Source organism: Niveispirillum fermenti, from assembly GCF_052474395.1.
On the sequence record NZ_CP156681.1, the window covers coordinates 621646 to 635961 of the forward strand.

Annotated in this window: 12 protein-coding genes; 5 read left to right on the forward strand and 7 right to left on the reverse strand. The window is 67.2% G+C overall.

Features of this window, described 5'->3' with window-relative positions; genetic code table 11:
- The first annotated feature begins 131 nt into the window (after positions 1 to 131).
- Positions 132 to 1184 (forward strand): serine hydrolase domain-containing protein, encoded by a 1053-nt coding sequence (locus tag ABC728_RS14355; protein WP_416619022.1) that lies wholly within the window; start codon positions 132 to 134, stop codon positions 1182 to 1184.
- A gap of 103 nt (positions 1185 to 1287) precedes the next feature.
- Here ABC728_RS14355 and ABC728_RS14360 read toward each other — a convergent pair whose 3' ends face one another.
- The 7 genes from ABC728_RS14360 to ABC728_RS14390 all read right to left on the reverse strand — a co-directional run bounded on the left by ABC728_RS14360 (position 1288) and on the right by ABC728_RS14390 (position 10064).
- Complete coding sequence (locus tag ABC728_RS14360) at positions 1288 to 3099, reverse strand: FAD-dependent oxidoreductase (protein ID WP_416619023.1); 1812 nt, start codon at positions 3097 to 3099, stop codon at positions 1288 to 1290.
- A 26-nt stretch (positions 3100 to 3125) separates the two neighbouring features.
- Complete coding sequence (locus ABC728_RS14365; protein ID WP_416619024.1) at positions 3126 to 4397, reverse strand: AMP-binding protein; 1272 nt, start codon at positions 4395 to 4397, stop codon at positions 3126 to 3128.
- A 104-nt stretch (positions 4398 to 4501) separates the two neighbouring features.
- Positions 4502 to 5254: an SDR family NAD(P)-dependent oxidoreductase gene (locus ABC728_RS14370; RefSeq protein ID WP_416619025.1), complete on the reverse strand. Its 753-nt coding sequence runs from the start codon at positions 5252 to 5254 to the stop codon at positions 4502 to 4504.
- Complete coding sequence (locus tag ABC728_RS14375; protein WP_416619026.1) at positions 5251 to 6402, reverse strand: LLM class flavin-dependent oxidoreductase; 1152 nt, start codon at positions 6400 to 6402, stop codon at positions 5251 to 5253. Before ABC728_RS14375 ends, ABC728_RS14370 begins: the two co-directional genes overlap by 4 nt.
- A gap of 75 nt (positions 6403 to 6477) precedes the next feature.
- A complete protein-coding gene (locus tag ABC728_RS14380; protein ID WP_416619027.1) occupies positions 6478 to 6882 on the reverse strand; it encodes a GlcG/HbpS family heme-binding protein in 405 nt (134 codons plus the stop codon).
- Between the two features lie 67 nt (positions 6883 to 6949).
- Entirely contained in the window at positions 6950 to 9289 is a 2340-nt protein-coding gene (locus ABC728_RS14385; RefSeq protein ID WP_416619028.1) for a TonB-dependent receptor, read from the reverse strand.
- Between the two features lie 127 nt (positions 9290 to 9416).
- Positions 9417 to 10064, reverse strand: coding sequence for a TetR/AcrR family transcriptional regulator (locus tag ABC728_RS14390; RefSeq protein WP_416619029.1), 648 nt, complete (start codon positions 10062 to 10064; stop codon positions 9417 to 9419).
- A gap of 394 nt (positions 10065 to 10458) precedes the next feature.
- Between ABC728_RS14390 and leuC the strand changes: the two genes are divergently transcribed.
- Genes leuC through ABC728_RS14410 form a run of 4 tightly spaced genes read left to right on the forward strand, consistent with a single transcriptional unit; the run spans position 10459 to position 14304 of the window.
- Positions 10459 to 11883, forward strand: a complete 1425-nt coding sequence (leuC, locus tag ABC728_RS14395; RefSeq protein WP_416619030.1) for a 3-isopropylmalate dehydratase large subunit — start codon at positions 10459 to 10461, stop codon at positions 11881 to 11883.
- 3 nt (positions 11884 to 11886) lie between these two features.
- A complete protein-coding gene (gene leuD, locus ABC728_RS14400) occupies positions 11887 to 12519 on the forward strand; it encodes a 3-isopropylmalate dehydratase small subunit (protein WP_416619031.1) in 633 nt (210 codons plus the stop codon).
- Positions 12516 to 13373: an isocitrate lyase/PEP mutase family protein gene (locus ABC728_RS14405; RefSeq protein WP_416619032.1), complete on the forward strand. Its 858-nt coding sequence runs from the start codon at positions 12516 to 12518 to the stop codon at positions 13371 to 13373. Before leuD ends, ABC728_RS14405 begins: the two co-directional genes overlap by 4 nt.
- The gene (locus ABC728_RS14410; protein WP_416619033.1) at positions 13366 to 14304 is read left to right on the forward strand and encodes an NAD(P)-dependent oxidoreductase; all 939 of its coding nucleotides are present in this window, start codon (positions 13366 to 13368) and stop codon (positions 14302 to 14304) included. Before ABC728_RS14405 ends, ABC728_RS14410 begins: the two co-directional genes overlap by 8 nt.
- Positions 14305 to 14316: the final 12 nt, after the last annotated feature.

Below are 14316 nucleotides of genomic sequence, written 5' to 3' on the forward strand. Positions count from 1 at the left end.
GAGCTGTGGAAAGGCCGTCGGGGCAACCCGGCGGCCTTTTCTCATGCACAGACGCGGTGCAGGGCGGATAGGGGTGGCCGCGTAGAAGGTTGGCGGGAGCGCGATCCCGTGCCACCACCGGAGCCAGAGCCATGCCCAGCCGCCGCCTGTTCCTGACCGGCCTTGCCGCCGGTCTGCTGCCCCTGATCATCCCGGTATCTGCCGCACCGGCGCAGGCCATGCCGGCCGATCCGCTGTCACCCGACCTGCCGCAGGTCACCGAACAGATTCAGGCCGCCATCCGCCGGCACGGGCTGAATGGGGTGGCCGCCATCGCCCATCACGGGAACAGGGTCCTGTATCGCGGCTATTTCGGCGATATCGGTCCCGCCACGCCCCTGGAGGTCGCATCGGCCAGCAAATGGATCGCGGGGCTCGTCATCATGGCGCTGGTGGCCCAGGGCCGGTTGCGGCTGGACACCAGTTTGGCCGAGGCCGGATTGGCCGGGGAAGGGCCTAAGGCCGGAATCACACTGGCGCAATTGATGAGCCATACCTCCGCCCTGCCCGCCACGGGACCCGTCATGCAGCAGCGCCGCTATCCCACGCCGCGTGCGGCGGCACGGAAGCTGGCCGATATGGATATGATCGGGCAGCCGGGCACGGTCTTCGCCTATGCCGGTGTGTCGATGCAGGTGGCCGCCTTCATGGCCGAACAGGCGGGCGGAGCCGATTGGAACAGTCTGTTCCGGCGCCTGATCGCCGACCCGCTGGGTCTGTCGCCCGCCTGCCGGTGGGGCGACAAATGGGGGGTTGCGGGTGGGCTGGTCGCCAGCCCGGACGATTATGAGCGCCTGCTTCTGCTGATCGCCCGCCAGGGGCTGGCCGGCGACGGACGGCGTATCCTGCCGGCCGACATCTTCCCCATGATGGAACGCGACCGGATCGGCACCGCCGACCGGCGCGGACAACCCGAAACGGCGGCGGCCATGAAAGGCTATGGCATCGGCCTGTGGTGCGAGGCACAGGCAGCCGACGGGTCGTGCCCTGTCATTTCCAGCCCCGGCGCCTTCGGCACCTATCCCCGGCTGGACAGGTCACGCGACCTGGCCATCCTGCTGATGGTCCGGTCGCGCCTGCCACGTGTGGCATCGGACTGGCGGGCCGTCACGGCCGCCCTGGTGCGCGCGGCCGACGGGGGCTGATACTATTTTGCACGAGCGGCGCGCGATGACGGCACCAATGCCCGATGCCACCGCCGTGACAAGGACCCGCCTGCCGATGCCGGTCATGACACGACCTTCGAGATTACGGCCTGCCGGAACCGGGCCGCAGTGACGTCGCGCATGATTTCGGCATGGGGGATCCCGCAGCCGAGCCTGGTGAACCCGGCCGCTCCCCACCCAAATGATGCGCATGGTGGGCGGCCAGATAGCCGAAGGTCATGGCCGGCCCGATGGTGATGCCGCCGGCGACGATATTGCCGCCCGTCACGGCCGCCGCGTCGTTGCCGACCGCGTACAGGCCCGGCACCACGGAACCGTCCATGGAGAGCACCTGGGCATGGTGGTTGGTCGCCAGACCGGCATGCGTGCCGCCGCAACCCGCCGTGGCCTTCACCGCGAAGAAGGGTCCCTGGTCCAGTGGCCCGAGACAGGGGTGCGGCTTGTGGTCCGGGTCGCCGTTCACGATGTCGTAGACGCTCTCACCCCTGCCGAATTCGGGGTCGCACCCTTCGCGCGCATGGATGTTGAAACGATCGACCGTGTCCTTCAGTCCGTCCGGGTCGATGCCGGCGGCGGCGGCCAGTTCTTCTATCGTGCCGGCCGTTTTCAGATAGCCCGAGCTGATAAAGCTGCGGTGGGACATTGGCGACGGCGGCACCTCGCACAGCCCGTAGCGCTGCAGCGAGCGCCTGTCGCAAATGAACCAGGCCGCCGTCTCGGGCTCGTCGCGGGTCGCGCGCAGGAGGGCCGCACCCCAGTCGTGGTAGGAGGCGCCCTCACTGATGAAGCGGCGGCCGCGGCGGGTGACGCAGATCTGCCCCGGCACCGCGCGCTGGATGAACACGGGGAATGGCGACAGGTCGCCCTCGTCATGGGCCGCCCTGGTGACCGGGGAATAGGCGATCGGCGCCAGCACCCGGTCGTCGAACCGCCCGCCCGCAGCCTCGCCCATGCGGATGCCATCGCCCGTGTTGCCGTAGGGCAGCAAGCCCCAGGCGATACTGTTCGTCGCCACGTCACCCATGTCGGCACCCAACAGGCGGTTGCGCAGTGCTGTGTCATGGGGGAACCCCCCGGTGGCCAGCACGACGCCGCGCCGGGCCCAGATTTCGACATCGCGGCCACCGCGTTCCACCAGCGCGCCGGTGACGCGCCCCTGCTCCATGATCAGGCGCCTGACCGGCGTTTCGGTCCACAGATGGACGCCCTTGGCAAGCGCCGCGACGGCCAGACCGCCGATCAGCGCCCGTCCGCTGGTCAGCCGCGTGGGCTGTCCCGCCCGCAGCCTGTCCAGGGTATTGCCGGCCAGCAGCCGGATGACCCGCAGCATCGAGGAGAATTTCCGGCCCGCCGTGATGAAGGTCGACAGGTCCTCGTTGCCGATCTGCATGCCATAGGCCGTCATGGATTTCAGCGGCTTGCGCAGGCGGTGGAGGTCCCTGCCCAGGGGCCGGCCGTCCCATGCGCGCGTATAGACGCAGCGGCCACCCTTGCTGGCACCGGGGGCATTGGGGTGGTAGTCCGGCATCTCCTTGAAAAGCGTGAAGCGGACGGGCGTGTTCTGGACGATGAAATCCAGCATCTCCGGCGCCGCCTTCACATAGGCCTCAGCCCGCGCCGGGTCGAAACAGGGACCCGCCTCATGCCGGAGATAGGCCAGCGCCTCCTCTACGCTGTCGCGAATGCCCGCCGCCTGGGCCAGGCTGCTGCCCGGTACCCACAGCCAGCCGCCGGACCGCGCCGTGGCTCCCCCGAACACCGCCTCCTTCTCGGCAATGATCACATCCAGGCCGAGATGCCGGGCGGCCAGGGCCGCGACCATGCCGCCGCCGCCGGAGCCGACCACCAGAAGGTCGCAGACAGGACGTTCCTGCACCGATGCCTGGTTCTCCATCGTTCCCCCCCCCTCCAACCTTCCGTTCACCGGTCTTGTCTTAGATCCCGCACATGCGACGCCTTGCCCTGTGAGCGGGCGAGGCCGCCCGGCGGGCACAGCGATATCCGTGCCGTGACGCCGATATTCTCCTTGATGAGGCCGGCCAGCACCGCTGCCTGACGTTCAGCCTGCGCGGCATCGACCCCCGGTCGCGGCTCGACCTGCACCCTGACCTCGTCCATGCGCTGCGGCCGTGTGATCTCGATGACGAAATGCGGGGTGAAGGCGTCGCATTTCAGCAGCTGCTCCTCGACCTGGGTGGGAAAGACATTCACGCCGCGGATGATCAGCATGTCGTCGGACCGGCCGACGATCCTGGCCAGGCGGCGATAGGGCAGCCCGTCGGCCGGCAGCAGCCGCGTCAGGTCGCGCGTGCGGTAGCGGATGATGGGAAAGGCCTGCTTGGACAGCGAGGTCAGGACAAGTTCCCCCTCGGCCCCGTCCGGCAGGGGCTCGCCCGTTTGCGGATCGACGATCTCCGGCAGGAAATGATCCTCCCAGAGGGTGAGGCCGGGGGTGCCCGGCACCTCCTGCGCCACGCCCGGCCCCATCACCTCCGACAGGCCGTAGATGTCGGCAGCGGTCAGGTCGAAGGCGGTTTCGATCTCCCGGCGCATGGGTTCCGACCAGGGCTCGGCCCCGAAAATGCCGACGCGCAGCGACGAACTGCGTGGGTCGATGCCTTGCCGGCGGAATTCGTCCAGGATGGCCAGCATGTAGCTGGGCGTCACCATGATGATATCCGGCCGGAAATCCTGGATCAGCTTCACCTGCTTCTCGGTCTGCCCGCCGGACATGGGGATGACGGTGCAGCCCAGCGCCTCCGCCCCGTAATGGGCGCCCAGCCCGCCTGTGAACAGCCCATAGCCATAGGCGATATGGGCCCGCATTCCCGCCCGCCCGCCCGCCGCATGGATGGAGCGGGCCACCAACCCGGCCCAGGTGTCGATATCCTGCCTCGTATAACCGACCACGGTCGGCGTTCCGGTCGTGCCGGAAGAGGCATGGATACGCACAATCTCCGTTTCCGGCACCGCGAACAGGCCGAACGGATAGGCCGCCCGCAGGTCGCTTTTCGTTGTGAAGGGCAGGCGCGCCACGTCCGACAGGGTGCGGATATCCGTGGGCTCCACCCCCGTCGACGCGCAGGCCGCACGGAAGGAAGCGACGTTGCGCCAGGTATGTTCGACGGTCCAGCGCAGGCGCTCCAACTGGAGACGCCGTAGTTCTTCGATGGACCGGGGACCGTAATCCATATCCTTGACCTTTCCTGATCGGGCACACCTCGGGCGCAGCCGGCCGCCTTCGGAGACGAGCCTTCGCCCCCGTCCATCCCGCGCCGCTCAAACGAGAGGGATGCTCAGTTCATGAAGCCGCCATCAGCCGACAGGACGGCACCCGTGACGTAGGAGGCGGCATCGCCGGCCAGAAACGCGATGGCTTTCGCGATTTCCTTGGGATGGCCCAGCCGCTTCACCACGGTGCGGTCGATCATGTCCCGCATGATCTGATCCTTCATGGGATGGCCCCGCAGGTAATTGTGGGGCATGTCCGTGTCCAGGGGGCCGGGGCAGATGGCGTTGACCCGGATGCCGGGCCCCAGCTCCAGCGCCGCGATCTGGGTCAGGGTCAGCAACCCGGCCTTGGCGATGGAATAGGCGGCGGTGTTTGCCGTCGGCTTCTGCGCCGCGGAGGAGGAGACATTCACGATGGCGCCGGTCCCCTGCATCAGGGGGGCAATCGCGCGGATCATCAGGAAGGCCGACTTGCAGTTCACCTTCTGCACCCGGTCCCATTCATTGGCATCGGCAGCCAGAAGCGGAGAGAAGCTGAGGATGCCGGCATTGTTGATCAGCACATCCGCCCGCCCGTACTGCGTGCGGATATGCTGGCCCAGCGTGGACACCTGCAGGGCACTGGTGACATCAACCGCCCGGAAGCGGACGTCCAGCCCGCGCTGGCGGAAGCCGCCCTCTACAGAACCGTCCCTGTCCTTGCGGCGGTCGACGGCGACGACGCGCGCACCGGCCGCCCCGAACAGTTCACATATCTCCAGGCCGATGCCACCCATGCCGCCGGAAACGACGACGACCTTGTCCGCGAAGTCCATCATGCATCCGCTCCGGTCCCGGCCGGCAGGCGCAGCCCGGCCTTCTCCATCAGGGGCAGGATATTGCCGATGAAGTCCGGCAGGCCCCGCTCGTAATCCATCCAGGTCAGACAGAGCCCGTCAACACCCGCGTCGGCCAGCGCACCGATCTTATCGGCAATCTCCTGGTAGGAACCGACAAGGGGATAGCCGCCGATATGGGCCGCGACATGGCGCAGCATGACGGCCTTCTGTTCGTCGGGCATGTTTGTGCCGCCCATCATCAGACGGGTGAAGTTTTCCACTGCCTCCCGGTCGATCAGGGCGCCGCTGTAATGTTCCACATAGGCGCGCGCCGCTTCCGACGTGGGCGCGCCGGCGATGCTGGTGGCGACCCAGACCTGCATGTCCCGTCCCTGCTCGGCAGCCTTCGCCTTCAGCGCCGCCACCTGCTCCACGGCACTTTCCGGCTTGTCCGGATTGGGGGAGATGAAAGCGATGTCGGCCCAGCGGGCGGCAAAGGCGTGACCAGTGGCGGAGAAGGCAGCGTTCATCAAGGGCGGGCGCGGCGTCTGCACCGATTTCGGCAGCTGGAACCCACCCTCGACGGTCATGTATTTGCCATGCAGGTCGAAGGGCTCGTCCAGCGTCCACAGCTTGGTCAGCGCCTCCATCCATTCGGCACCCTGGGCATAGCGCTCGGCATGGCCCAGGGCACCGACGCCGAACATCTTCATTTCCGTTTCCATCCAGCCGGCCACGACATTCATCACGGCGCGGCCATTGGAGATGTGATCGATGGTCGATACCTGCTTGGCGGCGGCCACTACCGGCATCGTCATCATGTTGACGGTACAGACCAGGGCGATGCGGCTGGTGACGGCGGCCAGGCCGGCGGCCCAGGTGAAGGTTTCGAAGCTTTCGCCCCAGGGGTTGGTGGCACCACCGAAGCCGCGCCAGCGGGCGAACGGCACGGCAGCCTCGATGCCGGCCTCCTCGGCCATACGGACCAGACGGACATTCTGCGGCCAACTGATGCGGTGGCGGTCGGGCGAGGTGGTGATCGCCCCGGCACTCGACACGTTGAGCCCGAAGACGCCCAGTTTCATCTTGTTCCGGCTGAACAGGGGGCCGGTGGTCGCACAATCATGGCGATCGGCGGGTTTGCTCATGGCTGGCTGCTCCCATGGAGACGGTGGAAGGAGTCGGCGCCCGGACGGCGCCGACGGGTGCCCGCAAAGCGCGCGTCAGTCCTGCGACAGACGTCCGACCACGGTTTCCGCGATGGCATGATCCTGGGAATAATGCGCGCCGGCAATGCCGACCGCACCCACCGGCTGACCGTCCAGGGTGATCGGCATGCCACCGGGCAGGATGGACAGGCTCGTCTCGCCCATCACCGAGGACAGCAGGATCTGGTCACCCTTCACCATCTCCAGCACGGCGAGCGTGGGCGCGCCGAAGCTGGCCGAGGCGACGGCCTTGCGCTCGGCCACGGTCAGATTGACGAAGCCGGCGGCCTCGCTGCGGCCCGACGCGACGACGCGGCCGGCACGGTCAACGACGACGACGGCGACATTCACGCCCTGACCGGCACCGGCCTTGACGGCGTTGCTGACGATGGTCTGGGCGATATCGAAGGTAAGCGACATTCTGGTCTCCATGGGAAGGCTGGTCTTGGGTTTGAAACCGGCGGTCCGCTTGCGCTTGCCGGCCATGTCACTGGAACCGGTAGCGCAGGGTCACGCCATAGGTGGCGGGCGCGCCGGCGAAGCGGGTGGTGAAGTCGGAATTGCGGGACACGCCGCCGACATAGAAGCGGTTCGTGATGTTCCGGCCCCACAGTTCAAGCCGCCAGCGCGCATCTTCCGCCTCGATCCCGGCACGCAGGTCGATCAGGGCATAGCCGGCGATCTTCAGCTTGTCTTCCAGCGCGGCGACGGCCGGATCACCGCTGAGCAGGGTGCCCGTCGTGTTGCTGCGGGCGGTCAGGGTGCCGCCGATGAAACCGTCGAACCCGTCAAAGGCGGGGAAGCCGTATTGCGCATCGACGCTGCCCTGCCAACGCGGCGTGTAGGGGAAGCGCTGGCCCTCGAAATCGGCCGGCGTGCCGAAGGGGCCGGTGGGATTGATCGGGTTGCGATCGACCTGCGTGTCGACATAGGTGCCGCTGGCCGCGATGATCAGCCCGTCCACCGGACGCAGGGTGGCCGTGATCTCCCCGCCCTGGATATGGTTCCTGGGGATGGACACCAGGCTGGGCAGCGGGCCGAACACGGGATCGACCAGGAAGCCGACAAGCTGCTTGTCGGTATAGCGGCTGTAGAATGCTGCCGCCTCCACCTGCACGGCGCGACCGAAAGCCAGCTTGGTGCCGGCCTCGAAGGCCAGCACGGATTCCTGCGGCACCGGCGCAAGCTGCACGGAGGCGGAAGCCGGCAGGGTAGGGAAGCTGCCCGACTTGTAGCCCTTCGTCACATTGGCATAGACGAGGCTGCTACTGTCGACATTCCAGTTCAGGCTGCCGCGCCAGGACAGGTTGTCCTCGTTCAGCGAACCGGTGACCAGGGGCAACGGCACACCGGCCGGCCCCAGCGTGCCGCAACCGCCCAGCGGCACCGTCTGCGGCTGACCGCTGATCAATGTGCCCAGCAGCCCGAGGGCGGCCGAGATCTGGCCATTGCCGGTATCGCGGACGCAGCCGCCGAAATCCCGATCCTGGTCGGTATAGCGGACGGACCCTTGCAGCACCAGGCTGTCCGCCAGCGGCACATCGAGGCTGCCGAAGATCCCCTTCGACTTGATCTCCTGATCATTGTCGACGAAGACCTCGTCGAAGACCATGGGGCCGACCGCCGTGCCCGACGTGATCAGCGGGTTGAGTTCCAGGCGCTCGAAGACGCTGTCATCCTGATAATTGGCGCCGATCATCCAGCGCACGCCCCGGCCCGCCGTACCGTTCAGGCGCAGTTCCTGTGAGAAGGTGCGGATGCGGCCCCGGTCATCACTGCGTCCCGAGGGGTATGTGGTGCCGTCAAGGTCGAGCGGTATGCTTTGCCGATAATGCGCGTAGGAGGTGAGCGACGACAGGGAGACATCCTCGGTCAGATCGGCGTCGATCCGGCCGGCGATCTGGTAGAGCCGGTCGTCACGGGCGAAATCGACACCCGGGTCCCAGGCCGCAGCGCGCGGGTTGTCGGGTGCCGTGGGGAAGGTGGCCAGCGGGAACGGCAGGGGCCGGGCGGTGGGTCCCGTCACCAGCGGCGTATAGGCCACCGTCTGCGGTTGTTGCGTGTCGGACGTGTCGCGCCATCCGGACAGGACCAGTTCGGCACGGATAGTGTCAGTCGCCTCCCAGGCCAGCGTGGCGCGGCCGTTGATGAAGCGCCGTTTGCCGATACTGTCGCCGTTGGTGTAGCCCTGCTGCCAGTCATCCTGGCGCTCGCCCCGCACGGCCAGACGGCCCGTCAGGGTGGGCGCGAGGTTGCCACTGATGAAGGCCTCCCCCGTCAGCGCGTTGAAGCGGCCATAGGACGCTTCCGCCCCCACCTGCAGGTCATCGGTCGGCTTGGCCGCGATGTAGTTGATGGCACCGCCCGTGGAATTCTGCCCGAACAGGGTTCCCTGCGGGCCCTTCAGCACCTCCACCCGTTCCAGGTCCAGCATGGCGCCGCGCGTCATGGCGGAAAAGGGCAGGGGCTGCTGGTCGATATAGACGGACACACCGGGACTGACGCCCAGTGTGGTGTCGTTGAAGCCGATGCCGCGCAGGAAGAAGACCGGCAGGCCATAGACGGTGCGCTGGAAGGTGAAGCCGGGCACCAGCTTGTCCAACTGTTCGGCGTTGGTGATGCCCTGCAGCTTCAACTGGTCGCCAGTGGCCGCACTGATCGACATCGGCACGTCGCGCAACCGTTCGGAGCGCTTCTGCGCGGTGACGATGATTTCCACCAGCTCGTCGGTGCTGGCTGCGGGCGCGTTCTGGGCCACGGCCGATGCGCTGGACGCCAAAAGCGCCCCAACGATCAAGCCGCCCACACTTCTGCGGTGATGCATCATGTTTCCTCCCGATGTCCGGCTGGGGGCCGGATCTGCGTTGGGAGGATTTATGAATGATCACTCATGAAACTACAATATGTTTTATGAGTGATGTCTCGCAAAACTTTGAGCCCGATCGGTGGCGCCGTCACGCATCCGCAAACTTCGCCTGGAAATAGGATTTCATGATCAGGGCGATCTCGTCGCGGACATCCTGAAGCGATCCCGCCCCCCGCCGGTGCAGCGCATAGGCGGATTTCAGGATCTGCAGGGCGACGATGGCAACCAGCCGATGCCGCTCGTCCGGTTCTTCCCCAGCCGTGGCGGCAACCAGCTTCATCAGTTCAACCTCGAACTCGCCCTGGGATTCGGGGCGGAGATGGACCTGGGCCTGCGCCTCGTCCAGCGTGGCGAAAGCCGGATGGCGGCCTATGCACTCAAGTGTTGCCGTGATCAGGGCATCGGCAAAGGCCGGCCAGTCCCTGCGCGGCACCTGCATGCAGGCTTGCCGCCAAGCCTGCTGCAGGTCGGCGGCGTAACGGTCCACCAGGGCGCCGCCGACCGCCACCTTGCTGGGAAAGAACTGGTAGAGCGACCCTACCGGCGCACCGGCACGCTGAGCGATGGCATTCATTGAGGTCGCGCCATAGCCGATTTCAGCGAAAAGCTGCTCGGCCGCCGCCAGCAAGGCTTCGACCCGTTTCACGCCCCTGCTGCGCCGGGGAGCCTTGGCCTGTGATGGCTGATCCGCGGCGGCGGCAACCGGAGCCGCCAGCGTTTCCGTCGTGTCCTTCATCCCCATCCCCGTGCGGGCCCATCCCCATGCGGGCCCATCCCCATGCGGGCCCATCCCCATGCGGGCACGCTGCGACATGTCATGCATGGGGCCACAGCTATTCGCCAAATCGCCGCTCGGTCAATGCCAAAGGATGGGAGAGGCCGTCTGCGGAAGATGAAAACAATCTCCCGCCGGGGTCGCGAACACCGCTTGACAGCCAAATTGTATACACGCATACATATCTCGACGCGCGGATGCCCATCACTGGCATCCCTTCCCGGCCCGATATCCGCTTACCCGTTTGCCCGGACCGTCCACAGCGATCCTGTGGTCCGGAAAGGACGCGGATCGTCCAGCCCATTCCCTTCTGCGCCCGCCCTTCCTCTCCCGGCCCCTACCCGGAGTCGCCCTCATGGCAAGAACATTCTTCGAGAAAATCTGGGATGACCACGTTGTCGCCGATCTCGGCGATGGCGCCTTCCTCATCCATATCGACCGCCATTTCCTGCACGAGGTCAGCGGGGCGGTGTCGCTGAAGGAGATCGACAGCCGCCAACGCACGGTCCGCAACCCGGAACTGACCTTCGGCACCGTCGACCATGTGCTGGAAACCGTGCCCGGCCGCGGCATGACCACGCGCATGCCGGGCGGAAACGACTTCCTGCGGGAGTTCACCGAACGGATCGGGCCGCACGGTATCCGCTTCTTCGGCCTGGACGATCCACGCCAGGGCATCGTGCATGTCATCGCCCCGGAACTGGGCGCCATCCTGCCCGGCATGACTTTCATCTGCGGCGACAGTCACACCTGCACCGTCGGCGCCGTCGGCGCCTTCGCCTGGGGCGTGGGGTCCAGCGACAGCGAGCATGCGCTGGCCACCCAGACGGCCATCCTGACCAAGCCCAAGACCCTGCGCGTCAATTTCACAGGCAAGCTGGCACCGGGCGTCCATGCAAAGGACATGATCCTGGCCCTGATCGCCAAGTACACAGCCAATGGCGGCACCGGCTATGCCATCGAGTTCGCAGGGGAAGCCGTGCGATCGCTGCCCATGGATGGTCGGCTGACGCTCTGCAACATGGCGGTGGAGTTCGGCGGTCGCACCGGAACAGTGGCCCCGGACGAGATCACCTTCGCCTATCTGAAGGACCGTGAATTCTCACCGAAGGGGGACGACTGGGACATCGCCGTTGCCTATTGGCGCACATTGGCCAGCGACCCGGATGCCGTCTACGACATGGAATATGAGCTGGATTGTTCCACCCTGGAACCCCAGGTCACCTGGGGCACCAGTCCGGAACACAGCATCGCCATCGGCAGCGTAATGCCGGATCCGCAGGACGCCGCCGAAGCGGTTGCCCGCCATTCCCGCCAGCGGGCGGCCGATTACGCGGAGATCGCGCCAGGCGACGCTGTGAAGGGCCTGCCCATCAGCGGCGCCTTCATCGGCTCCTGCACGAACAGCCGCATCGACGATTTGCGGGCCGCCGCCGCCATCCTGAAGGGCCGCAAGGTGGCGGACGGCGTCACGGCCATCTGTGTCCCCGGCTCCACCGCCACCAAGCTGCAGGCGGAGGCGGAGGGGCTGGACCTGATCTTCAGGCAAGCCGGGTTCGAGTGGCGCGAAGCCGGCTGTTCCTTGTGCATGAGCGGCGCGACAGGCGGGGAGAGCTTTCCCCGTGATGCCCGCGTCATCGCCTCCACCAACCGCAATTTCGAGGACCGGCAGGGGCCGCATGTCCGCTCGCACCTGGCCAGTCCCGTGACCGTGGCCGCTTCCGCCATCGCCGGCCGCATTGCCGATGCGCGGGACCTTGCCCCAACGGAGGGGAATTGACCCATGAGCATGAAGCCTTTTGTCGTCGAGACCGGCGTCGCCGCCGCCCTGATGCGCAACAACATCGACACCGACCAGATCACGCCGGGCCATACCGGCATGAAGGTACAGAAGACGGGGTTTGGCGAGGGCCTGTTCTTCAACTGGCGCTATCTGCCCGGCGGGGGCGAAAATCCCGACTTCATCCTGAACCGGCCGCCGTTCCGCGAAACCAGGTTCCTGCTGGCCGGCACCAATTTCGGCTGCGGCAGTTCGCGGGAATTCGCGGTGTGGGCCTTGCGGGACTTTGGCATCCGCGCCGTTATCGCCCCCAGCTTCGGCGCCATCTTCACCAGCAACTGCTACATGAACGGCGTGGCGCCCATCGCCCTGCCGGAAGACGCGGTGAGCACCCTGGCGGCGGAGATCACGCCAGAGGCCTGCATCATGACAGTCGATCTGTCGCGGCAGGTCATCCGGTCGCCCTCGGGCCGGGAATACGGCTTCCACATTCCGGACCTGCAGCGCGAGAGGCTGCTGGAGGGCTTGGACGCCATCGACGCAACCCGCAAGCGCGAGCCACAGATCGCGGCCTTCCAGGCCGCCGACGCCGTGCGCCGCCCCTGGGTCTACAAGGTGGAAGGAAGAACGGCATGACCTGTTTCACCCCGCTCGCTGACCTGCTGGCCCGCGAAAAGCCGCTGCTGCTGCCGGTGGCGCATGATGCGCTGTCGGCCCGGATGATCGAGCGCGCCGGCTTTGCCGCCGCCGCCATCGGCGGCTTCGGCATCATCGGTTGCCGCACCGGCCTGCCCGACCTGGGCCTGGCCAGCTTCGGCGAGATCAGCACCGCCGTCCGCGACATCGCCGCTGCCACCGGCCTGCCGCTGATCGTCGATGGCGATGACGGCTATGGCGACGTCAAGAACGTGGTACGCACACTGCGCACCTATGAGGAGATGGGCATCAGCGCCCTGGTGCTGGAGGATCAGGTCAGCCCCAAGAAATGCGGCCATGCCGCCGTGACGCGGGAAGTGGTGCCGGTAACGGTGGCGGAAAAGAAGATCGCGGCGGCCGTGGCGGCCCGGCGGCGGCCGGACCTGGCCATTATCGCCCGCACCGACGCGCGCCTGGTCGAAGGGCTGGACGCCGCCATCGACCGCGGTCACCGCTATATCGCCCAGGGGGCCGATGCCCTGTTCGTGGAGGCGCCGACGTCGGTAGAGGAACTGGAGCGGATCGGCCGGTCATTCACGGTGCCGCTGATCGTCAACGCCGCCGAGGGCGGGCGGACGCCCGTGCTGACGCCGGAACAATATCGCGAGCTGGGTTTTTCCATCATCCTCTACCCGGCCACCCTGCTGCTGCGCATGGTGGGGCTGTTCGAACGGACGCTGGCCGCACTCCGCCGGGGCGAATTCGCCGACGAGGGGCCGCTGCCCGCCTTCCAGACCCTGACCAGCATCATGGACATGGATGCATGGATGGAGATCGACCGCCGCCATGCCTGACCGGATCATCCTGCAGACGGCGCGTCTGCCCGTCCCGCAGCAGCCCGCCGACCGGCTGGGCCACCCGGTCCCCATCCTGGATGCGTTGCCGGACGGGGATGCCTGGCTTGCAGCACAGGGGGCCGGGGTGGAGTGCCTGATCACCCATGCGATGCGGGGCGCATCGGCCGACCTGCTGGCCCGCCTGCCCAACCTGCGGCTGATCGCCAATTTCGGCGCGGGCACCGACCTTATCGACCTGGAACAGGCGCGGGCGCGGGGCATCATGGTCACCGCCTCCGGCGCGGTCCTGGCCGATGACGTCGCCGACCTGGCGATATGGCAGGTCCTGACCCTGCTGCGCGGCACGGCGGGTGCCGACGCTTTCGTGCGGACGGGACACTGGCGGCAGGGTCCCCTGCCGCTGGGCCGCGGCGCGCGGGGGCGGAGGGTCGGCATTCTGGGTTTCGGACGGATCGGACAGGCCATCGCCGCCCGGGCCGGGACCTTCGGCATGGACATCGCCTACCATGCACGCCGCCCGGCCGCCGCCAGCCCCCATCCCCGCTTCGACACGCCCGTCGATCTGGCGCGGTGGGCGGAGTTGCTGATCATCGCCCTGCCCGGCGGACCGGAAACGGCAGGACTTGTCGGGCGGGCTGTCATCGACGCCCTGGGGTCCGCCGGAATGCTGGTCAATATCGCGCGCGGCAGCATCGTGGACGAAGCAGCCCTTGCAGCCGCCCTGACCGAAGGGCGTCTGGCCGGCGCGGCACTGGATGTCTTCCATACCGAGCCCGATGTGTCGCCCGCCCTGCTGGCCGCCCCCAACCTGCTGCTGACGCCGCATGTCGGCTCGGCCACGCGCGATGCGCGCCTGGCCATGCTCGACCATGTCGTTACCAGCATCCTGGCTTTCCACGCCGGAAGGCCGCTGGACGGCATCGTCTGAGAAAGGCACCAT

Bases quoted from the DNA above. Each gene is read 5' to 3' on its own strand.
- ABC728_RS14355 (WP_416619022.1), top strand. From the start codon at position 132: ATGCCCAGCCGCCGCCTGTTCCTGACCGGCCTTGCCGCCGGTCTGCTG.
- ABC728_RS14360 (WP_416619023.1), bottom strand. From the start codon at position 3,099: ATGGAGAACCAGGCATCGGTGCAGGAACGTCCTGTCTGCGACCTTCTG.
- ABC728_RS14365 (WP_416619024.1), bottom strand. From the start codon at position 4,397: ATGGATTACGGTCCCCGGTCCATCGAAGAACTACGGCGTCTCCAGTTG.
- ABC728_RS14370 (WP_416619025.1), bottom strand. From the start codon at position 5,254: ATGATGGACTTCGCGGACAAGGTCGTCGTCGTTTCCGGCGGCATGGGT.
- ABC728_RS14375 (WP_416619026.1), bottom strand. From the start codon at position 6,402: ATGAGCAAACCCGCCGATCGCCATGATTGTGCGACCACCGGCCCCCTG.
- ABC728_RS14380 (WP_416619027.1), bottom strand. From the start codon at position 6,882: ATGTCGCTTACCTTCGATATCGCCCAGACCATCGTCAGCAACGCCGTC.
- ABC728_RS14385 (WP_416619028.1), bottom strand. From the start codon at position 9,289: ATGATGCATCACCGCAGAAGTGTGGGCGGCTTGATCGTTGGGGCGCTT.
- ABC728_RS14390 (WP_416619029.1), bottom strand. From the start codon at position 10,064: ATGAAGGACACGACGGAAACGCTGGCGGCTCCGGTTGCCGCCGCCGCG.
- leuC (WP_416619030.1), top strand. From the start codon at position 10,459: ATGGCAAGAACATTCTTCGAGAAAATCTGGGATGACCACGTTGTCGCC.
- leuD (WP_416619031.1), top strand. From the start codon at position 11,887: ATGAGCATGAAGCCTTTTGTCGTCGAGACCGGCGTCGCCGCCGCCCTG.
- ABC728_RS14405 (WP_416619032.1), top strand. From the start codon at position 12,516: ATGACCTGTTTCACCCCGCTCGCTGACCTGCTGGCCCGCGAAAAGCCG.
- ABC728_RS14410 (WP_416619033.1), top strand. From the start codon at position 13,366: ATGCCTGACCGGATCATCCTGCAGACGGCGCGTCTGCCCGTCCCGCAG.